Genomic DNA, 21,905 nt, shown 5'->3' with positions numbered 1-21,905 from the left:
CTTCACAGCTTACTCGTCGCTAAACGTCCACTTTTTTAGTAAGATGGGCGCATCCTGAATGGCATTATACAGTTCCTTATCATTTTTGAAGACCAGTTGCGACAGTTGAAACGATTCGACATGTACGTCAACCGCTGGCACATCAAATGGCCACGGCTCCAGACCTAACGAGCCATCCGTTCGCTCATGGATATAATAGGGAACTGAATCCGGACCTATACTGACCTCCAGCCGCCGACTTTCGGGAGGAATGCGGTCCATGCACAGAACCAGCGATAACGCATCACACCACTGAAGAAATGCATAGGCATATTCAGCTTCAGGTTTCGACGCTCTAATTTCTTTTCGCCATTTAGTCTGATTGGTACGTTGCTGATCCAGAAATATATCCAGCGCCTTATCGGTGCCTCTTTTTGGCTCATATAGAAAGGATGTGTGCATAGACATAAGCAACGCATTCCACCGACTTTTTTGCAAGCCGATTTGAATCATTTTACGGCATTGTTCTACGGAGTAATCCAGAAGCTGAAAATCTAGTGGAGCCCCGGCAGTAGTCAAATGATTCCGTCCCTCCCAGGCGTCTTGCCCGTCATCATGTTCCGTTAATGCTATCAACGTTTCTACCCAGTGAACGGGTCGTTTGTCCACTCGCCAGTGTAAAGCAAGCTGTACGGCAAGTAATCCATGTGCCTGCTGGTTAATAAGTTGCCAGCCGGTATCTATTTGTGTAACGATCATAGAAAAAGTAAGAAAGTCCAGCATACGAAAGGGAGAAATGGGAAGAAGGTTTATCTACCCTCTCCATCCATTTCTCCCTTTCGTATGCTGGACTTTTCTGTTTTAATTATAAACTTTTACATTCTCCCCCATTTTTGGTGGATTTCCCGTAATAACAGAAGCTGCCTGTTGTATGAGCCTGACCATGGTGCTATCACTCGCATTCCAGTATTCGGCCATATCGATATGCACTTTCAGCAGGATTAAATCCGGATCTTCTTTCCCGTCTGGAAACCACGCTTTTGCCTGAGGATTCCAGAGCTCTTCTACTTTCGCCCGATCGTCTAACTCCTGAGCAGTGCCTGACACCGATACGTAGGTAGCATCGCTTACATCCGCAAACGACAAATTGACGCGGTTCTCGTTGTTATCAATCTGGTCGACTTTGGGCGACGAACGCTTCGTGAAAAACCAAACTGTGCCATTTTCGTCAACCTGAAGAGCAGCCATCGGGCGACTTACCAGATTACCCTGTTCATCAACAGTTGTCATCATCGCGATACGAATATCCTCGATCATATCACGAAGTTTTTCCAACTGTTTATTATCCAATGTTGTGGTTTCCATAATGTTGAGAAATTTTCTGTCAATCAATCGACTATATACTGTAACCCGCAACAAAAAACCGCAGAGAACGCAAAGGTTTAATCAATACATTATCATTAAACAATGCCCGCTTTTCGGACCTATTTGTCTTCTCTACGGTCTGTTGTTGCAAGCACTACGTTTTCGAACTTTTTTTAATTAATGAGTGTGTCCCGTACATCAATTCCGTAGAATAGCGATGCAGGTGTAACAGCTGGATTCCGGGACTCGTGTTCGGTTCGGGGACCCATATCAATGATACCAATGCAGCTACAGATTGTTTGCTGGCATATAGCGTATACTTGTTTACTGCGATCAGAAGTGAACTGACTGACTTCTTCAGCACATTTTTCACACACTTCTATGCAGGCTTTGGCCAACAGATATGCATTTTCAGACCCCCGTACATAGAGCATAGCCAGATTACGACACATGTCAGCGCAATCGAGGTTTAGAAAGATGCTTCGGTAATACGTCTCAATATCGTCTGAAGTAGAGCATTCTGTAGCAAACTCATTGCAAAGTGCGGCACAGCTTGTCAGCGAATCATAAATGTTTTTCTTCCAGATCATGGCAGCAAATGGTTTGTATAATAAGGTCTAATTAGACGTAGCGTTGCACATTTCCAACTGGCCACTGTAGATTGGAGCGTTCGCAGCGAGCCCAGCGACGTGCTTCGTCGACGCTGTGCATGATCACACTGTGTTTATCCAAACTCCCCTGCTCCAGCAGTTGATTGGCAATCTCAATTGCTTTCGCACGAACGCTTGGATTCAGCGATCGCATGGCTGACGGAAAGTGAGTGATAGACCACATAAGGATAGTAGTTGGGTGTTACTTAACTAGTAGCTTATATTGTGCCATTTCTACAAAGAGCTTGTTGATTACATAAAATGCTGTAGCAAGGGCCTATTTTTCAACATGTTATGAAACTTACTAGTTACTTCTCCATAGTATCAGGTGATGATACGTAAAGGCCATTTGTGGAAATTGTGAAGGTAGGTGGGTATATTTTTACACATATACATTCCACAAAAAACCAGTCCCATACATAGATAGGACTGTTTTTCCTGTGGAATCATACGTTTCGCCGGGGTTGCCCGGCAGTACCTGGTGCTTTAGCCCCGTTTTTTTATCTTGGGAAGTATAATCGGAACGTAGTACCCAGCCCTACTTTGCTTTCTACCTCTATTGATCCTTTGTGGCTGTTGATGATATTCTGCGTTGCCGTTAACCCTAAGCCCATCCCGCCCGATTTGCCGGTGAAGAATGGGTCGAATAACCGTTGGCGATCAGCATCTGTGATGCCGCCCCCATTGTCGCTAACTTCAACATATACCCGGTTGTCGTCCGTGCAGTTTGTTTTGACCGCCAGCACTCCTTTTCCTTCTTCCATGGCTTCAACGGCATTGACCAGGATATTTAACAAGGCGGTTTTGACCTGATCCCGGTCAAGCAATGTATAACAGTCTTCGATGGTGAACGTTGTTTCGAGCCGCATACGCTTTAACTTAATACGATCACTGACTAACTGAAGCGTTTCTTTAACGACAATATTGAAATCCTGCTTGTTGCGTTCTAAATCGCGCGGCTTGGAGGAATTGAGCATTTCTGTAATAAGCTGCCCAATACGGTCCACATTACGGCCAATGATGTCCGTAAACATCGTAACATATTCACTATCCGTGTCCAACTCGTCTTTCAACTGCTCCAGCGCCAGACTTAAATTTGTGAGTGGGTTACGTACTTCGTGGGCAATGCTACGTGCAATTTTACCCGTCATTGTCAATTTTTCAGCCAGAATAAGATCTTGTTGCGCCCTCTTTTGGTCGGTGATATCGCGAACAATCCCCTGATACCATTCGGGCTGGCCTACCCTGTCCTCCACCTCCCAAACGGAAATCTGACAAATCCGTTTGCGTCCGTTTCGTTGAATCAGGATTGTTTCAAAATCTTTAATCTGGCCGTGTTCGCGCACGGTAAAACGTAGCTTTCGTAGTTGATTCAGATCAGCAAAAAGACGCGCGGGATTCAGGTTTCTCAGCTCTTCCCGGTTGTAGCCCAACAGCTGCTCAACCGATGAATTGGCATCCTGAAAACGCATATCTTCGGTTGCTACAAAAATTGCGTCGATCGACCGTTCGAAGAGCGTCCGGTATTTGTTCTCTTTACTGGCAACTTCGGCCAGCACACTAGCCTGGCGGAGTGCATAGCGAATGCTGCGGCCGAGGAGCTGGGCATCAATACGTCCTTTTACCAGATAATCGGCAGCGCCAAGTTCAAGAGCCGATTTGTCTACGGTCAAATCATCCTGACCAGTAAGCAGAATCATAGGCGCCCGGCACCCCATCCGAAAAGCCTCCTGAATCAGGTCTATTCCCGTATGATGACCCAGGCGATAATCAACGAGATAGACATCATATTTATCGTTTTCAATCGTTGTCAGCGCCCGGTCATAGCTATCGACCCAATCGAGTTTGATTGAGGCATTTTCCCGTACCGACACCAAAGCTTTCGTGAGTAAATAATCATCTTCATCGTCCTCAATCAGCAGGACGCTGATTGTTTCCTTGTCTTCAGTAACATCAAGTGCTGTTGCAACAGGTATCATAACTATGACTAATTAACCATGAGCCCTACCGGGAAAACATTATCTCGTTCCAGTATTACCGATAACGGCTTAGGGCAATTTAACGGTATCCATCCAATATGTTTTTAATGCACTGACCATTTCAACTAGCCGATTAAAATTAAAGGGCTTTGTTACATATGAATTAACGCCTAGATTATACGTTTTTACCACATCTTCTTCCGCAGAGGACGTAGTCATAACAACCACTGGGAGCCTGCGAAGTTTAGGATCGTCTTTAATTTCTCTTAAAGCCTGGAAACCATTTTTCCGAGGCATGTTCAAGTCCAGGATCAGCAAATCTGGCCACGGCGCATTCTGTTCCGTAAATCGACCTTCACGACGAAGGTAGTCCATTAGCTCTTCGCCATCTTCAACAAACGCTAGCGAGTGTGTATAGCCCGACTGCCGAAGTGCCCGATCCATAAATAGTCGATCATCAGTGTCATCTTCAGCAATCAGGATGGTCATATAAGTAGGGTCATGATGCATGGGCATGCGTTAAGTTACGGTAGCTAATGGCAGGCTTTATGAGATTCACATAAAGCCCGAAGAGCCAATTTCGAACGTCGACTGGGTAATCAGGCCTATTAGGTCAACGTAATAAAATCCAGGTTTACCCTCTTCAAAATTAGTCAAAAACATTATACTACTTTTCTTTTTCAGCTAATTAAATACGCTTTTAACCTATGCTTTCTTTCCATTCCCCATGCCTTTACTTACGCACTTTTTACCAGGTCTTCCTATAAGACCAACACTATTGCATGTATAGTTTAACTCAGCTTGCTAATAAGTTATCTGAAAAATTAGCCGTTGATTAAAGCGCTATTCGTGTGTGAAGTAAAAAGCCTTCGGCTCGTTTCCGAGTACATTTTGTTCAGGTCATTCTGGCAAACCAGTTTCGGGCTGAATTGTTATGACAACAAAAAAAAGTTGATTGGATGATTCTACACATTGGGGAATTTATTACCCAGTTCACCAAAATTCAACACAAATTGACAGGATGTTAAAAAAGCCATAAATAGGTATAATGCAAGTGTATACCTCAAATAGAAGCTGATTTAGCGATTCTGGCACGAAATTAACATATAAACTAATCGAACAGATGCAGTCTAAAATCTGTCATTAACTACATTAATAGTATGAAAAAGTCAGTCAATATCTTACTGCTAGCCGCCGTTCTAACGATCGGGGCATTCACGCTGAATTCTTCTGACGCCGTAGCGCAGGGCCGCACACGTGTTGGTATAAAAGGTGGGCTTAATGCCAGTTCACTGTATTATGATAGCCAGGGTGTGTCCAATAAAAATGAACGTATTGGTTTCCACCTCGGTGTCTTTGCACAAGCGCCTATCGGTGAGTTTTTCGCTATTCAGCCGGAACTGCTTTACATGACAAAGGGCGCGTCGGGCACGTACAATGTGAATGCGATTAATTTCAACGGTAAAAACACCTTTAAGCTCAATTATGCTGAATTACCGGTACTCGCTACGTTCAAATTAGGGCAGTCGGTTGAAATACAGGCAGGTCCCTACGTATCCTATCTGCTTAATTCAAATGTTAATTCAAACAACGATTTTGGTAGCGGTTCAAGCGCTATTAATCGAGACAATTTTAATAAAGTTGATTATGGTATTGCAGGTGGCTTGAATCTGTACTTCGGAAAGGCATTTATTGGGGCTCGCTATGAACAGGGTCTCAAACAGATTGCCAGCAGTGGGGCCGCTAAAACGCTACTTGGCAATGCCAAGAATGGTGTAGGCCTACTATCGGTTGGGTTCAGCCTTAATTAGTGAGTAAAAAATGAATGCGTGAAAGAGCGAAAAACTGCACTAGTTTTTCGCTCTTTCACGCATTCATTTTTTACTTTATAAATGTATATCGTACGCTTTTAGCTTGTTATAAAGCGTTTTACGGTCAATATTTAGTACTTCAGCAGCCTTTGTTTTATTATATCCGGTTTTTTCGAGCACTTTCAAAATAGCCGCTCGCTCGGCATTTTCCGAAACCGACTTAAGGTTCGCTGCTGACTGGCTGAATACAGGGACACCCGGTCGGGCTGGATCGTAGTTAATCTGGACATTGTTCATACCCGTATCTTCGGGGGCCAGATATTGCGGAGTAACAATTTCCTGGGGTAATACGTCTGCTTCAATGTATTCTCCCTGCGTAAGTAATACGGCCCGTTTCACTACGTTCTGTAGCTCGCGCAGATTACCGTGCCAGTAATATTCTTTTAACTTCTCTTTCGCTTCCTCTTCAAACCCCAGAATATCTTTCTCTAACTGCCTGTTGGCAGAATCAAGAAAGTGGTCAGCAAAAATCATGATATCGGCTTTACGTTCCCGTAAGGGCGATAAATGCATTTCAAACTCGGCGATGCGATGGTAGATATCTTCCCTGAACTTACCTTGCCGAACAGATTCCCTAAGGTCTTCGTTGGTAGCCACTATAATTCGTACGTCTACGGGAATGTCCTGATTACTACCAATCCGCCGGATTTTACGTTCCTGCAATACACGTAGCAACTTGATTTGATTATCGTAGGATAAATTTCCGATCTCATCCAGAAAGATGGTGCCTCCATTGGCATATTCGAAGCTACCCGCCTTATCGGCCATGGCCCCTGTAAAAGACCCTTTAACGTGACCAAACAACTCGCTCCCCGCCAGTTCTTTACCCAGGGCGCCACAATCTATGGCTACGAACGGTTTATCAGCACGTTTGCTTTTAAGGTGAATGGCATTCGCTACAAACTCTTTGCCAGTGCCCGTTTCACCCGTAATAATGACCGACATGTCGGTTGGCGCAATTAGGTCGATATGCTTCTGGAGTTGTTCAGCAAATCGGCTCTTACCAAAAATAAATCGTTTGCCGTCGGGCGTAAGAGAAACCTTAGCGGACGGTGGTTTTACGGAATTTGCTTTACTGCTAACCGTCGTCGTTGTTACCGATGAATCTTTTGTCTGGCTCAGGGATTGGGCGCGTCGTTCAAGAGCCGCTTTTATGGTATAAAGTATTTCGTCGGGATACAGGGGCTTCGTTACGTAGTCATATGCCCCGTGCTTAACAGTCTGCACGGCCATCCGAACGTCGGAATAGCCGGTAATAATAATGACAGCCGTTGTTGGATGCATCACCTTAATTCGGCGTAGCATTTCAAGGCCGTCAATATCAGGAAGTTTAAAATCGCAGATAACCAGTTCAAACGTTTCTTTTCGTAACAAAGTTAACCCGTCATCTCCCCGCTGGACCGACGCTGTTTTATAGCCCTGTTTACTTAGAAACCGTTCTAAGAGCAGGCATATATCATTGTTATCGTCAACAATCAGAATTTTTTCCATGAAGAGGAATAGAGCCTTTTCAGAAAGCCCACTCTCAACTAATAGTGCAGCAATGGATGGCTCTTTCTTTGGCTGTATAAACAAAGTTACTCAAACCTCAATGGTTTGCAAAGCCATCTCAACCGAACGACGTGTAAATGGTTTACCGATAAAATAATCAGCACCCTGTTCGGTAGCCCGTCGACGTTCAGCCTGCCCATCGAAGGCACTAATCATGATTACTTTAGCCTCCGTTTGCCCTTCCTTGATGGATGGAAGCAAATCGAAACCCAATCCATCCGGAAGGTTCAAATCCAGAAAAATAGCGTCAAATTTTTGGGCACTTAAGCATTGCCGACCCTCTTCAATAAAATGAGCGCACGTAGGTTGGTACCCTAAGCGTCGCAATAAACCGGAGAGCAATAAACAAATGTCAGCTTCATCATCTACAATTAATACGCGCTTTGCCAGAGATACTGTATTCATTGTGATAGGTCTGTACTGGTGTCCCGGGCTAACTCCTGTTGTCGTTGTTACCACAGCCAATTTTTTATAATGTGTTATTCATACATCATACTATAAATTTAGTGCCGAAAATAGCTGGCTTGCCTGAAATCCATAGCATAACCATCACTAACGTGCAATAGGTTAACCATTTGCGTTTTAACATTGATTAATTAAGTGCAGATCGCTAATAACAAATATGTTAGTAATAGCATAGAGATTGCGCTATTTTTCTACGCTTATTCTACACCTGTAGAATTTCATCCACAATTCCGTTTGCCAGATAGATTTTTATCAGCGGTGCAGAACTCAGTCTCTAAGCTCTTTAAAGGCTCATTTACAAGCCTATAAGCCTAAAGATGGGTGGACGTGGATTGTATTAACATAATTGGCACAACTTTTTCTGATTAGATTATCGATTGCGAGATAATAACTTCTGATTTACTCACGAAACATCATGGGAAACCTTCTTTACACGATTGCTGTGATACTGATTATTATATGGCTCCTGGGCTTTTTAGGGGTTTTAGGAACCGGAATTGGTAGCAGTAGTCTGATTCATGTTCTGTTGGTTCTTGCGGTCATCGCAATCATCCTACGTTTGATACAGGGACGCGGGGTTTGAGGAAGGCTTTAAAAATAAGACAGTACGCGGCATATTCGTAATGTCGCATAACAATACAAGAATATCCCTAACGAACTAGTTGGTTTAGGTGCGGAAAATTCCGCAAAACGCATTTTAGGTTAAGTACAAGTTACGGTGGGTACGGAATCCCTGCGCCAAGTTGAGCGCGGGGATTTTTATTGTTGGTCTATCCACTTGGCGAATAATGAAAATAGGTAGAATTGAGTATCGACTATTATCTGTTTTCACTATAAAAAATCCTGGTACAGGAAACTTCTTAAAAAGCTATCCGGGGAGAATTGCGTAAAACGTGGACGTCCTTGTAGAGAAAACTCCTCAACATTGTTTTAGGGGAGGAACCCAGGAAGGACTACCAATTAACTCAAAAACAACCACTTATCTTTTTTTTTTATTCGTGGTACAGAATTTTCTATATAGTTGTCATTGTTTGTACATAGTCATTCACAAAAATTAAACATCATGAAATCACTACCAGGTATATTAGTAGGACTAGCCGTTGGCGCAGTTGTAGGTATTCTTCTTGCTCCCGAAAGCGGTAATAAGACACGGAAACGGATCTCGTCTGAATCGGACTCTTTCTTTAAAGATCTTCAGGATCAACTTCAGTCGGGGCTGGACAGCATCAAGAGCCAATACAACGACTATGTTGACACAGCTTCTGGGAAAACCCAGGAACTAGTTGGACAGGCAAAACGTAAGATAAAGCAATAAGCCTACTTACCTTAAAGTAGTTGACACTCACCTAAAAATACATAAACCAATGAGAAGCACACGAGATTTTCTAACCGGTATCATCACAGGCGTTGTTATTGGCATTCTAACGGCCCCACGTAGTGGCAAGGAAACACGCGATAAACTGACCGAAGAAGCTAACAAGCGCACCGGTGACCTGAAGGACCAATGGGAAAAAGGAGTTTCTCAGGTTAAAGAAGGCCTTGACCAGGCTAAAAGTCAGGTCAATCAGTATACTGACAAAGCCAAAGAGCAGTTTAACCAATATAAAAGCCAGGCTGAGGCATCTTTCGACAAAAATAAGGATGAGGCCAAAGAAGCCTATAACAATAAGGTTGACGAGTTAGCCGACGATGCCAAAGCTGGTGTCGACAATGCTCAATCGTCAGTCAAAGCATAAGTACGATTACCCGATTTACTCAACGTCTCTGAAAAGTAACCCCCGCCGAATCTATGGATTCAGCGGGGGTTACGTCTTTTAGTGGGTTTAACTACCTTTTAATTCTGGTTTAAGAAGCCTTTAATTAGCTATGCGGACTTTTGTACACCCAATAAGCTATCGTTTTAACCATGTGCTAATAACGTTATACAGATAAGCCAGGGTACTAAGACCCAATGAAAAAATATCCTATTATCACATCCTCACCCCGACTCCGAAATCGACTGGAGCTTATGCCTAACAAGCAATTGACCAAGGTACAGAATCATTCGTTTGGCTTGCTGATACACGTAGCAAAAGATTCAGTTAGCCAGATGTTAAGACACCGGGCAATTGCCGCTATAGCTAGCCTCTTGTTGGCAGTTGGGATAAATGGTTGCGGTAGCTCGGCCAAAACCGATGAAACTCCACCTGCCAAATCAAAGCAGGACACCAAATTGCTCGCAACCGCAACCTTCGATACGGCCAGGTTAGAAAACGCTAAAAATGAATTAAATCTGACTGGTAAAATTACATTCAACCAGGATCAGGTGGTCAAGGTATTTCCGTTAGTAGGTGGCCACATTGAGACGCTTAAAGCCGATTTAGGCGATTACGTCAAAAAAGGGCAAATCCTGGCGGTGATACGGTCGGGTGATCTGGCTGATTTGGAGCAGCAGGCCGTTGCCGCCCGAGGTCAATTGGCGGTAGCGCAGAAAAATCAACAGGTAACAGAAGACATGACCAAAGCGGGTTTAAGTTCGCAACGTGATCTGGTAGCTAGTCAGGAACAGTTGCAGGCAGCCAAAGGCGAAGTAAATCGGGTAACCGAGCGACGCCAGATCGTTGGTGGATTGGGGTCGGTTTATTTAGTAAAAGCCCCGATGAGTGGGTTTGTCGTTGAAAAGACAGCGTCTCAGGGTATGGAACTTCGCTCCGATGACCCGGAAAACTTGTTCACCGTTTCTAACCTCGATCATGTCTGGGTAATGGCAAATGTATATGAATCAGACTTAGCCAATGTACACGAAGGCGATCAGGCTACGATTACAACCATCTCATATCCGGATAAAATTTTTCGGGGTAAGATCGACAAAATCTTCAACGTACTGGACGCTGATAGCAAAACCCTGAAAGTGCGTGTTACACTCGATAACGCTGACTACCGATTAAAACCCGAAATGTTTGCTAATGTGAGTGTTAGTTACGCTGGCCACGACCAACGTATTGCCATTCCTGCCGGGGCCGTTGTTTTCGACAAAAACCGAAATTTTGTGGTGATGGTCAATAAAGAAAACCAGCCAATTGTGCGCGAGGTAGACATCTATAAAACCATCGGCCAGAAGACGTATCTGACAGGTGGCCTGGCCCCTGGCGATCGCGTTGTAACAACTAACCAATTGCTGATTTATAATGCATTAGGCAACTAGCCAATACAAGTCTGACAGCTAAAAAAGGCTCCCGAATGTGCACATTCGGGAGCCTTTTTTACTGATCATTCTGCCGTCGTTGGATCGATGATTGCAGATACTTCACTGACAGAATTGGCCGGAAAGCCACCTTGTCTGGCATGCTCACGAACCATTTCTTCATTGGGCGCAATGTAAACACAATAGATTTTGTCGCCTGTCACATAGCTTTGCAACCACTGGATTTGCGGTCCCATGTTCGTTAATACGCCACAGGAGGTTTGCGATATACCTTTCAATTCCTCCGCTGTTAATTTTCCTGCACCAGGAATTTCCCGTTCAATTACGTATTTGGGCATGATTAGTTGGGTTTAGTAGTGAATACTAGTTTGGTTGTCAACGTCTCTGGTTTACTCGCTCTGGCTATCCAGCCAATTTTAGCACAAAACTTAATGAAAAAAAGCCAGCCTTGTTAAAAGACTGACTTTCAGGCAAAAAGCTTTATTTAACGGTAAAACGAGCTTACTTTTTCGTCACCCGAATTGAAATCCGGCGATTTTGCGCACGCCCTTCTTCCGTATCGTTTGAGGCAACCGGGTGCTCCTGGCCATACCCTTCGGCCTCCAGGCGATCTTTATCGATACCCATCTTCTCCAGTTCGACACGTACTGAATTGGCGCGATCCTGCGAGAGTTTCAGGTTACTGGCGACATTGCCCGTGTTATCGGTATAGCCCCCGAGCTTGACGTTCACGTTTGGGTACGCTTTCAGAATTTCACTGATGTTTTTCAACTGCTCCTGCGATTGAGGCTCCAATGTGGCACTACCCGTCTGGAACAAAAGCCGGTCGAAATCGAACCAGGTATCTTTATTAACCGCTTTGCCACTTTTAATAAAAGCCAGCAGCTTATTTTCGATACCGAACTCAGGAATATTCAGTTCAATGCCACTCGTCAATTTCTGAATACTGAACTCACCCAGTTTGGCGTTGGGCGTACTAACTTTATCATTGTCGGCGGCAGTCGATTCTTCCAGCGGAACTTCCGTTCCAGCGGCTTCTTTACCCTCCATATTATAGCCCCGTGTTTCAGACGATTGTACGGCAATGTATGGAGCAATAACCAGCGAGACAATGGACATTAGTTTGATCAGAATATTCATCGACGGACCAGACGTGTCTTTAAAAGGGTCCCCTACCGTATCGCCCGTAACCGACGCTTTGTGTGGCTCCGATTTTTTGTAATACATCTCGCCATTGATCAGGACGCCTTTTTCGAACGACTTTTTAGCGTTATCCCACGCGCCACCGGCGTTATTCATGAAGATACCCATCAGTACGCCCGACACGGTAACACCCGCCAGCAGACCACCCAGTACTTCAGGCCCAAAAATGAACCCAACAATAACAGGCACGGTCAGCGCAATAGCGCCCGGTAACACCATCTCACGAATAGATGCCTGGGTCGAAATGGCTACGCACTTCTCGTATTCAGGCTTACCGGTTCCTTCCATAATACCCGGAATTTCGCGAAATTGGCGACGTACTTCTTCTACCATGGCCATAGCGGCCCGGCCCACTGCAGCAATGGCCAGCGACGAGAAAATGAACGGAATCATGGCACCGACGAAGAGCCCCGCCAATACGTCCGCTTTGTAGATGTCAATGGCCGAGATACCCGAAATGCCGACGAATGCCGCAAACAAGGCCAACGCTGTCAGCGCGGCTGAGGCAATAGCAAACCCTTTACCCGTTGCAGCGGTGGTATTTCCAACGGCATCGAGAATATCGGTACGGCCACGCACCTCTTCGGGCAGGTAGCTCATTTCGGCGATACCACCGGCATTATCGGCGATGGGACCGAAAGCGTCAATAGCCAATTGCATGGCTGTAGTAGCCATCATACCAGCGGCTGAGATCGCCACACCGTACAAACCCGCAAAGTGATAGGACGTATAGATACCAGCGGCTAGCACCAGAATTGGCAATACCGTTGACTCCATACCCACCGCTAAACCACCAATAATATTCGTTGCCGCGCCCGTTGCCGACTGCCGGATAATCGACATGACCGGACGACGGCCCATCGCTGTGTAATATTCAGTGATCGTAGACATCAGGGCACCCACAACCAGACCCGTCACAATAGCATAAAACACATCCATGCGACCAAACTCAACCCCGCGAATTTCCATCGTAATATCGGGTAGATAAGCTCTGACCAGAAAGTATGACGCCACTAATGTAATGCCAATAGATGCCCAGTTACCCAGGTTCAAGGCTGCCTGAACGCTGCTGCTATCGTTTTTAATACGTACAAAATACGTAGCGATGATCGAGAAAATCAGGCCCAATCCGGCAATCATCATCGGCAGCACAATGGGTGCGTGACCGAAGATGTTCATATCCGCAGGAATTCGAATTTCGCGGCCGAGTACCATCGTTGCCAGAATCGTAGCCACGTAGGAACCAAATAAATCAGCACCCATACCCGCTACGTCTCCTACGTTATCGCCCACGTTATCGGCAATGGTAGCCGGGTTGCGTGGATCATCTTCGGGAATACCAGCTTCAACTTTACCGACAAGGTCAGCGCCAACGTCGGCCGCTTTAGTATAAATTCCACCACCGACGCGGGCGAACAGGGCAATCGATTCAGCACCAAGCGAAAAACCCGCCAGCACTTCAAGGGCCTTCTCCATGGGAACACCATTGACATCGCCCGAAGCGCCGACATATAAGTGATAGAGAACGATAAATAAACTGCCAAGGCCTAGCACGGCAATGCCAGCCACCCCGATGCCCATGACCGAACCACCCGTAAATGATACGTCTAATGCACGAGCGAGGCTGGTGCGGGCAGCATGGGCTGTACGGACGTTCGCTTTTGTGGCGATGTTCATGCCGATGTAGCCCGCCAGCGCCGACAAAAACGCGCCCAGAATAAACGAAAGGCCAATAACCGGGCTGGAGTTTTCGACTAAAGAACCAGAGTAACCTAGCAGAACGGCCACGATAATACCAAAATACGTCAGCACGCGCCACTCTGCTTTTAAGAAGGCAATTGCCCCATCAGCAATATATCCGGCAATTTCCTGCATCCGGGCGTCGCCAGCTTCCTGCCGGGATACCCAAAGAAATTTCGTAAACATTACCACCAGGCCAATAATACCCAACACGGGAACTAAATAGACACTATAATTCATGCGATTAGTTAATAGGTTATAAAATGGGTTTAGAAAAAAGGTTTGCTCACAAATATAGAATTTGACCTTGCATAACCCAACGTACAAAGCTACACCGGTAGACTTTTTTTAAGGATAAGTACGTTTTTTTTAGGAAATTTCCGCTTGTACGGTCCCAAATCAGCTCTTTACTTGGATGTCTTGGCTCAGCTATGTAGGTTGACTAGGCAAACGTCCGCTTTTGCTGCATCACCCTTCATCAACCTGTTGTCTTCTTTGCTTCTATGAAAACCGTACACGTACCCGTCTGGCTGAGCGCATTCGTGCCCTTTCTCGTCTTCGTTTGCCTTTTTACGAACCAATTAAGCGCGGCTGGCATCGACTCCATACGGGTAAACGTAACGCAGGGCACCAACATGGCTGCCGACCTTTCGCCCGATAAATCGCACATTGCCATCGATTTACAGGGTACTATCTGGGTCATACCTGCCAGCGGTGGCACAGCCCGCCCAATAACCGATAATTTAGGCGATTGTCGCCAGCCAAGCTGGTCGCCCGATGGTCAGCAGATTGCTTTTCACGCTTTCTGGGATGGTCGGTATCATCTCTGGACGGTCTCTAAAAACGGGGGTAAGCCAAAACAGCTGACGACCGGTATTTACGACGACCGCGAACCACACTGGTCGCCCGATGGCAAACGGATCGTTTTTTCGTCGGACCGCAGCGGCAACTACGACATCTGGCAACTCACCCTGGCCGATGGTAAACTTACCCAACTCACCAGCAACTCCGCGAATGAGTTCAATCCCGCCTTTTCGCCCGATGGCACGCAGGTGGCGTTTGCGTCTGACCGGACCGATGCCCCTGGGATTTATGTGTTAACGCCCGGCAGTCCCGAAAAAATTGTTTCGCCGACGAACGCCAAACTCGCCGGACCAAGTTGGCAACCAACGGGTTCGCATGTATTCTATAATGCCCTGACCAATACGCAAAGTGGATTGGCCATGGTATCGGTGGCGGACACTAAAATGCAGATGCTGACCGACGTAGCGGAAGATGTGTTCCCGTTTCGGGCAAGCTGGTTCTCGGCGAACGAATACCTATATACGGCAGATGGTTTACTAAAACGTCGCAAACTCGGCAGCTCAACAGCCCAGACAATTCCGTTTCAGGCCATTATTTCCCTGCCCAGAAATACCTATAAACGCAAAACGTACGATTTCGATGCGCAAGCCCCGCAAAAAGTGCTGGGTATAAAAGGAGCTACCATCGCGCCCGACGGCAAACAGATTGCCTTTGCCGCACTGGGCGATTTATGGATTTTGGCCAAAGGATCGAAAACCCCTCAGCGATTGACCCAAGGGCCGACGATGGAACTTGAGCCGAACTGGTCGCCCGATGGTACAAAACTCACCTACGTTTCTGATCGCAATGGCAATATGGATGTGTGGATACGAGACCTGAAGACGGGAGAAGACAAACTCCTGTCGGATATGGCGGATGATCTGCATTATCCAAGCTGGTCGCCCGACGGAAGCAAGGTTGCCTTTTACCAGAGTGACCCCCGCAATGCCTGGGGACGTAGCACACTCTACACCGCCGATGTGACGTATACCGCTGACGTCACAGCACCCAAAACGCAGAAATTGCATGAATCCGTTTTTGTACCGAGCCAGGCGACTTGGTCGGCGGATGGAAAAACCATTGCCATATCAGCACTCCACCCCTATTCTTCGCGCTACCGCGAGGGCGTGAGTGAAGTGTTGCTGCTCTCGCTCGATGGCAAGAACGACCGCTACGTATCACCTGCCCCCGCTCACAGTCTCGCTACGCGCGGGCAGAACGGCCCCGTATGGTCGCCCGACGGCACAAAAATGGCTTATGTACTCGACGGTCTGCTCTATGTGACGGACGTACAGGCTGATGGTACGATCACGGGTAAACCCCGTCAATTAACGTCTGAACAATCCGATACACCCAGTTGGACCGGCGACTCTAAAAGTCTGCTGTTTCTGGCCACAGAAACGCTGAAGCAGGTTTATCTGGCTGATGGCCGTATCGAATCGCACCCAATGGAGTTAACGTGGCAAAACAGCCAGCCCACGGCTCAACTGGTCATTCATGCCGGGAGATTGTTCGATGGAACAACCAATACGTACCGGCAGAATGTCGACATCCTCATTGATGGCAACCGGATTCGGAGTATCGTTCCGCATCAGGCTGGTCGGTCCGGCACGTTGATCGACGCATCGAACAAGACAGTAATGCCGGGTCTGTTTGAGATGCATACCCACCAGCACTCGATGGTTGGGGAGAAAATCGGTCGGTTGTGGCTATCATTTGGCATTACGTCGGTGCGTGAACCCGGTGCCGATCCCTACGATGCACTCGAACGAAAAGAAGCCTGGGCAAGCGGCACCCGCCCCGGCCCGCGCCAGTTTTTTACCGGTGGCCTAACTGATGGTACCCGAATTTATTACGGAGCTGCTACCAGCATCAACTCCGACGAACAGCTCGACCGCGAACTCAACCGCTCCGTCCGACTGGGCTACGACCTGATTAAAACGTATGTCCGAATGCCCGACGCCATGCAGCAACGGATCACTACGTTCGCCCACGCACACGGGATGCCAGTGTCATCGCATGAGATTTTTCCGGCTATGCGCTACGATGTGGACGCCGTGGAGCACATCGGCGGCACGAGTCGGCGTGGGTATTCGCCCAAGATTACGGCCATGAACCGAAGCTATCAGGATGTGATTCAACTGCTGGCAAAGTCAGGTATGAACATCACGCCGACGGCTTCGTTGCAGGGTGGCTTTTCGGTATTGGGCACCAGAGACCCCAAACTTTACGAAAATCGTCAATACAAGGCGTTTTATTCCGAAGACTACAGCAATGCCCTTCAGGCCAGTTCGGCTCAGTATGCGAAACTGAGTCCTGGTTATTTAAGCAATTTTGGAAACTTACAGAAAGGGGTTAAGGCCCTGGTCGATGCCGGAGCACACGTAACGACCGGCACCGACAGCCCGTTTGTCCCCTATGGCTTGAGCTTGCATACCGAATTGCAGGTATTTGTTGATGCGGGACTAACACCGTATCAGGCACTACGTTCGGCAACGCTCTGGGCCGCCGAAACCGTAGGCGTAAGTAAAGATTTAGGGTCGATAGAACCGGGCAAACTGGCTGATCTGGTCATTGTTAACGGCGATCCGCTCACGAATATCAAGGATGCGCTGAACGTTGAGCAGGTGATCAAGAATGGCGTTGTCTTCCCTATCGACCAATTGCTGACACGGCCATGATACTAAATCTATAAGGTCTTGTGGGTTTAATTCGTTGAAATAGTACGTCTCAGCTTTTCGAAGGAAACCAAGAAGCGCATAGGTACTATGCAGTTACGCGACGCCATAGCTCTGATCCGGCACGATGGACATTACCCGGCCACACCGTCAACCTGGGCGGACCTGGGTTGCGGAACGGGCTTGTTTACCCGTGCACTGGCCAGCTTACTCCAGCCGGGCAGTTTAATGTATGCCATTGATACGAATAAGGCCTCTCTGGCCAACATCACCGATTATAAAGACGTAGCGATTAAAACCGTTTGCCAGGATTTTGTTCGGGACGAGTGGCCGTTTGATGCCATCGACGGAATCTTGATGGCTAATTCCCTGCATTACGTAAAGGACAAACCAGCGTTGATTGCCAAAATACAGGACTGCCTTACTGAACGGGGTAGCATTCTCCTGGTCGAATATAATACGGATATCGCCAATCCTTGGGTGCCCTACCCGCTCAGTTATCGTTCACTAACGACTCTATTTAAACAGGCAGGTTTTAGCTCAGTTGAAAAGCTTCAGCAGATGCCTTCTCGTTACGGTTCAGCCAACTTGTACGCTACGTTTGTAAGGTGATAATTTATCAATCCACGCAGGAATTTCAGCGTTCCGACCCCTCTCTACTGAAATTACTCATCGTCTTGTGCCTTTGTTTGGCAATTACCTAGGTAGTTGTAAACCAGAACACACCTGCATCAGAGAACGCTGACTTTTACCAGGTACACGTATCCTTTCTCGAGCACGCTCCTGCCGTCTCCCATCCAGCCATAAAAAGCAGGTGCAATAGGCCCTCTGGCAATCGCCAGCCAATAAGTATATATACTTAATTTACGCACCAATAGACTAAATTTAATATTAAAATGTGATTTATTCTTAAATTAATTGTATAGACAAAATATTATAACAATAGTAAACTGTTATTTAAAATAATATTTTGAAAATAAATATATAACCATACTTTTGCATACAATACGTTACAGTACTTAACCAAACTAGCTAGATGAAAAAATCATTACTGATGAGCCTATTTCTGGTAGGTTTACATTGCTCGTTCGCACTGGCGCAGGGGCGAAAGATTAGCGGCACCGTTGCTGCCGATGAAGGAATTGATGGGTTTGCAGGTACTACAGTGGTGGTTAAAGGCACAACGATCGGCACCGTAACCGATGTAAAAGGCGCGTATAGCCTGGTTGTTCCGGAATCTGGCACGACGCTGGTTTTCTCGGCCGTTGGCATGCAAACGGTCGAAGAAGCGATTGGAGGACGTAGCGTCATCGACGTAAAGCTCAAAACTGATACCAAGCAATTGAATGAAGTGATCATTACGGCGCTTGGCCTGAAAGAAGAGCGCGATAAGTTTGCCTCGTCGGTTTCTACTGTATCTGGAAAAAACATCGCTAAATCAGGCGAAACCAGTCTCCTGACCGGCCTGAGTGGCAAAGCATCAGGCGTTGTCATTACCCGTAACGGGGGCGATCCGGGGGCGGGGGCCTACATTCAGATTCGCGGCCAGAATACCATCAATGGTAATGCTCAGCCCCTGTTTATTGTCGATGGTGTTCCGGTTAGTAACTCCAGCGACAACAATGGCTCAGCCGCCGGTAATTCCATTGTCCAGCAGTCACGGATCAACGACATCAACCCCGACGACATCGAGAGCATGGAGGTGCTGAAAGGAGCCTCTGCTGCTGCTTTGTGGGGAACACGGGCGGCCAATGGCGTGATTGTGATCACGACCAAAAAAGGAAAAGATTCCAAAGGCAAGGTGAACATCACCTTCAAATCGACCGTTTCATTCGACAGAGTCAACAAAAACCACAAACTACAAACGAACTACGGCCAGGGATCGGGCGGTCTTTATCAGCAAGGCAGCCGGAATACATTTGGCGACCTGATTTCTGCCCGCGCCGGTGGCGCCGATAACTTCATCACCGATCCAGCCGCAGCGGGTTACCAGGGATTCGTCACGTTCCCGGATGGCACAAAACGGTACGCGATTGCCGCCGGAACAGCCGCTAATCCACACGGTGGCAAGAACTCCCGCGATACGTATGACCACACGCAGGATGTCTTTCAGACGGGCCATTTCACCGATAACGCCATCAATTTCAGCGGTGGCAATGCCCGTAGCAATTTCCTGTTGAGCTACTCGAACCTGAATCAGGAGGGGGTTATCAAGCAGTTCAGCACGTATCAGCGGAACACGGTTCGCTTCAATGCCGCCAGCCAGTTTACCGAGTGGTTCCGGGCATCGGCCAACGTGGGCTATACCAAAAGCTACTCGTCTCGTGTGCAGCAGGGTGACAACCTCGACGGGATCATTTTGGGGGGATTCCGGACGCCGGGCGATTTCAACAACCAGTACTACACCGGGATTTACACGAATAAAGCAGGACAGACGTTCAACGATGCACACGTATCGTTCCGGAATCCGCTGGGCGTCGATCAGAACACGATTTATGCCAACCCCGTCTGGAACATCAACAACAACCGAAATACAACCGATGTCGATCGTATTACGGGTACCGCTGAAATAGGCATTACCCCAACGTCGTGGCTGAGCATTACGGGCCGTACCGGTATTGACAATTTTACCGATTACCGGCTTGAGCGATTTGCCCGTAACTCAGGTTCGTACGGCACCGGTTTATTGTCCAAAAACTGGATTACCGAGAAGCAGTTCAACACCGATGTCTTTGCCAACGCAACGCATACGTTCAATAATAACTTCAGTGGTTCGTTGCTGGTCGGTTTGAACTACAACAGCCGCCGGAAAGAGTACATGAGCGATCAGATTACTAATTTCATCGTTCCCAATGCGCCCGACATTCTCACCAACGCGCTGAACTCAAACAGCTCGATCAGCAACTATAATTCGCTCATTCGTACCTATGCCTACTACGGTCAGGCAGAAGTACAGGCGTATAACATGCTGTTCCTGACGCTGACCGGACGTACTGAAAGTGCGTCGACCTTTGGCTCAAAAACCAACAGTAGCTTCTTCTTCCCGTCGGCCGCGCTGGCCTGGCAGTTTTCGAAGCTGAAAGGTTTCGAAAACAGTTCGGTTCTTAGCTTTGGTAAACTACGGGTAACCTGGGGACAGGTGGGTATCCAGCCACAGCCGTACCAGAATTTCACGACGTTCTCGCCAGCCGCCTACACCGATGCCTACGCCGGTGGTCTGAAATCAGCCAGTGCGTTATACGGGGGTGGCTACGTTCGCAGTACAACCGCCGGCAATGACTTTCTGCGTCCTGAGCGGAAAACAGAAACCGAAGTTGGCTTTGATCTTCGTTTCCTGAACAACAAAATCAACTTCTCGGCAACGGCTTACGACAACTCGACCGAAGACGTAATTCTTTCATTGAACGTACCCAACGAAACGGGTTACAGCATCCGGAATGTCAATGCCGCTAAACTCTCGAACAAAGGGATTGAACTGGAAGCCGGTGCTGACGTACTATCCCTCGGTGATTTCAAATGGAATTTGTCGGCAAACTTCTCGCTGAACCGCAACAAAGTTGTGTCGCTAGCCGGTGCTGCCGCCCAGACGTTGCCCGACAGCTATCAGCAAAATGCGTCGCTGATTGAAGGGCAGCCGTTCGGCGTGTTTTACTCGACCGATTTCCTTAAAGATGAGTCGGGCAAGTACCGGCTCGACGCGAATGGTTTCCCACAGGGCGGAACGGGTAACGAAATCATTGGCGATCCAAACCCAAAATGGCGCGGTGGTTTAGGCAGTACGTTCTCCTATAAAGGCTTGTCGCTCTCTGTACTGTTCGACCGGGTTGCCGGTAACGATTTCTACAACGGAACCCGCGGTGCGCTCTATAGCTTCGGTGTTCACGCCGATCAGGGCGGCACAGCGGTGGCACCAGCCGGTGGCATAAAAGACGTGAACGGCAACACGATTGCGGCCGGTACGTCATTTCAGGGCCAGATCAAAGATTTCGGTGCCGGACCTGTGGCGCTAAACCAGGCCTGGTATCAGGGTCGTGGTACGTCGTTCAACTCGGCTTCGTATAAGCAGTTCATCGAAGACGGCAGCTCGACTCGTCTGCGGGAAGTGACGCTGACGTACAGCCTCCGCAGTGAAGGTTTCCGCCGGATCACGCACCTGTCGAACGTTGATTTTAGCCTCACCGGCCGTAACCTGCTGTTGTGGACCAACTACACCGGAACGGATCCCGAGGTGAACATTACAGGCGCAGGCCTCTCGCGTGGCCAGGACTGGTTTACGAACCCCAATACGAAATCGCTCCTGTTCTCGCTACGAATCACGTACTAAACCTGGAATCAGTTTTCTGTTTGCAGTTTACAGTTATCGGCCATGTGTCAATTAATTAAACGGCCCATTAATA

18 protein-coding genes are annotated in these 21,905 nt (G+C 47.5%); 8 read left to right on the top strand and 10 right to left on the bottom strand.

Annotated elements, in window-relative coordinates; translation table 11 throughout:
• Positions 1-9 precede the first annotated feature (9 nt).
• From ACYVEA_RS24680 to ACYVEA_RS24655, 6 genes are all read right to left on the bottom strand, one after another.
• Positions 10-738, bottom strand: a complete 729-nt coding sequence (locus tag ACYVEA_RS24680; RefSeq protein WP_461116097.1) for a DUF3891 family protein — start codon at positions 736-738, stop codon at positions 10-12.
• A gap of 102 nt (positions 739-840) precedes the next feature.
• Entirely contained in the window at positions 841-1,344 is a 504-nt protein-coding gene (locus tag ACYVEA_RS24675) for a pyridoxamine 5'-phosphate oxidase family protein (RefSeq protein ID WP_461116096.1), read from the bottom strand.
• Positions 1,345-1,517: 173 nt separating this feature from the next.
• A complete protein-coding gene (locus tag ACYVEA_RS24670) occupies positions 1,518-1,934 on the bottom strand; it encodes a four-helix bundle copper-binding protein (protein WP_461116095.1) in 417 nt (138 codons plus the stop codon).
• Between the two features lie 31 nt (positions 1,935-1,965).
• Positions 1,966-2,178, bottom strand: a complete 213-nt coding sequence (locus ACYVEA_RS24665; protein WP_461116094.1) for a DUF2188 domain-containing protein — start codon at positions 2,176-2,178, stop codon at positions 1,966-1,968.
• A 316-nt stretch (positions 2,179-2,494) separates the two neighbouring features.
• Positions 2,495-3,973 carry a two-component system sensor histidine kinase NtrB gene (locus tag ACYVEA_RS24660; RefSeq protein WP_461116093.1) on the bottom strand — a complete coding sequence of 493 codons (1,479 nt, stop codon included), beginning with the start codon at positions 3,971-3,973 and terminating at the stop codon, positions 2,495-2,497.
• Between the two features lie 69 nt (positions 3,974-4,042).
• On the bottom strand, positions 4,043-4,462 hold the full coding sequence (locus tag ACYVEA_RS24655; RefSeq protein ID WP_461116092.1) for a response regulator: 420 nt from the start codon (positions 4,460-4,462) through the stop codon (positions 4,043-4,045).
• A 671-nt stretch (positions 4,463-5,133) separates the two neighbouring features.
• Between ACYVEA_RS24655 and ACYVEA_RS24650 the strand changes: the two genes are divergently transcribed.
• A complete protein-coding gene (locus ACYVEA_RS24650; RefSeq protein ID WP_461116091.1) occupies positions 5,134-5,784 on the top strand; it encodes a porin family protein in 651 nt (216 codons plus the stop codon).
• Positions 5,785-5,859: 75 nt separating this feature from the next.
• On the opposite strand, the gene ACYVEA_RS24645 is transcribed toward ACYVEA_RS24650, so the two are convergent.
• Both ACYVEA_RS24645 and ACYVEA_RS24640 read right to left on the bottom strand, forming a co-directional pair.
• Complete coding sequence (locus tag ACYVEA_RS24645; protein ID WP_461116090.1) at positions 5,860-7,335, bottom strand: sigma-54-dependent transcriptional regulator; 1,476 nt, start codon at positions 7,333-7,335, stop codon at positions 5,860-5,862.
• 90 nt (positions 7,336-7,425) lie between these two features.
• The gene (locus ACYVEA_RS24640; protein ID WP_461116089.1) at positions 7,426-7,800 is read right to left on the bottom strand and encodes a response regulator; all 375 of its coding nucleotides are present in this window, start codon (positions 7,798-7,800) and stop codon (positions 7,426-7,428) included.
• 475 nt (positions 7,801-8,275) lie between these two features.
• On the opposite strand from ACYVEA_RS24640, the gene ACYVEA_RS24635 reads away from it, so the two are divergent.
• The 4 genes from ACYVEA_RS24635 to ACYVEA_RS24620 all read left to right on the top strand — a co-directional run bounded on the left by ACYVEA_RS24635 (position 8,276) and on the right by ACYVEA_RS24620 (position 11,044).
• Positions 8,276-8,443, top strand: coding sequence for a lmo0937 family membrane protein (locus ACYVEA_RS24635; protein ID WP_461116088.1), 168 nt, complete (start codon positions 8,276-8,278; stop codon positions 8,441-8,443).
• A gap of 480 nt (positions 8,444-8,923) precedes the next feature.
• Entirely contained in the window at positions 8,924-9,175 is a 252-nt protein-coding gene (locus tag ACYVEA_RS24630) for a YtxH domain-containing protein (RefSeq protein WP_461116087.1), read from the top strand.
• A gap of 49 nt (positions 9,176-9,224) precedes the next feature.
• Entirely contained in the window at positions 9,225-9,596 is a 372-nt protein-coding gene (locus ACYVEA_RS24625) for a YtxH domain-containing protein (protein WP_461116086.1), read from the top strand.
• A 215-nt stretch (positions 9,597-9,811) separates the two neighbouring features.
• On the top strand, positions 9,812-11,044 hold the full coding sequence (locus ACYVEA_RS24620; RefSeq protein ID WP_461116085.1) for an efflux RND transporter periplasmic adaptor subunit: 1,233 nt from the start codon (positions 9,812-9,814) through the stop codon (positions 11,042-11,044).
• 65 nt (positions 11,045-11,109) lie between these two features.
• Here the strand turns inward: ACYVEA_RS24620 and ACYVEA_RS24615 are convergent, their stop codons facing one another.
• Both ACYVEA_RS24615 and ACYVEA_RS24610 read right to left on the bottom strand, forming a co-directional pair.
• A complete protein-coding gene (locus ACYVEA_RS24615; protein ID WP_461116084.1) occupies positions 11,110-11,382 on the bottom strand; it encodes a DUF4242 domain-containing protein in 273 nt (90 codons plus the stop codon).
• A 163-nt stretch (positions 11,383-11,545) separates the two neighbouring features.
• Positions 11,546-14,227, bottom strand: a complete 2,682-nt coding sequence (locus ACYVEA_RS24610) for a sodium-translocating pyrophosphatase (RefSeq protein ID WP_461116083.1) — start codon at positions 14,225-14,227, stop codon at positions 11,546-11,548.
• 263 nt (positions 14,228-14,490) lie between these two features.
• Between ACYVEA_RS24610 and ACYVEA_RS24605 the strand changes: the two genes are divergently transcribed.
• The 3 genes from ACYVEA_RS24605 to ACYVEA_RS24595 all read left to right on the top strand — a co-directional run bounded on the left by ACYVEA_RS24605 (position 14,491) and on the right by ACYVEA_RS24595 (position 21,832).
• Positions 14,491-17,511, top strand: coding sequence for an amidohydrolase family protein (locus ACYVEA_RS24605; RefSeq protein ID WP_461116082.1), 3,021 nt, complete (start codon positions 14,491-14,493; stop codon positions 17,509-17,511).
• A gap of 87 nt (positions 17,512-17,598) precedes the next feature.
• On the top strand, positions 17,599-18,120 hold the full coding sequence (locus tag ACYVEA_RS24600) for a class I SAM-dependent methyltransferase (RefSeq protein WP_461116081.1): 522 nt from the start codon (positions 17,599-17,601) through the stop codon (positions 18,118-18,120).
• Positions 18,121-18,544: 424 nt separating this feature from the next.
• Entirely contained in the window at positions 18,545-21,832 is a 3,288-nt protein-coding gene (locus ACYVEA_RS24595; protein WP_461116080.1) for a SusC/RagA family TonB-linked outer membrane protein, read from the top strand.
• Positions 21,833-21,905: the final 73 nt, after the last annotated feature.

It is taken from the genome of Spirosoma jeollabukense (assembly GCF_054777855.1).
This window is presented reverse-complemented; position numbering and strand designations above follow the sequence as displayed.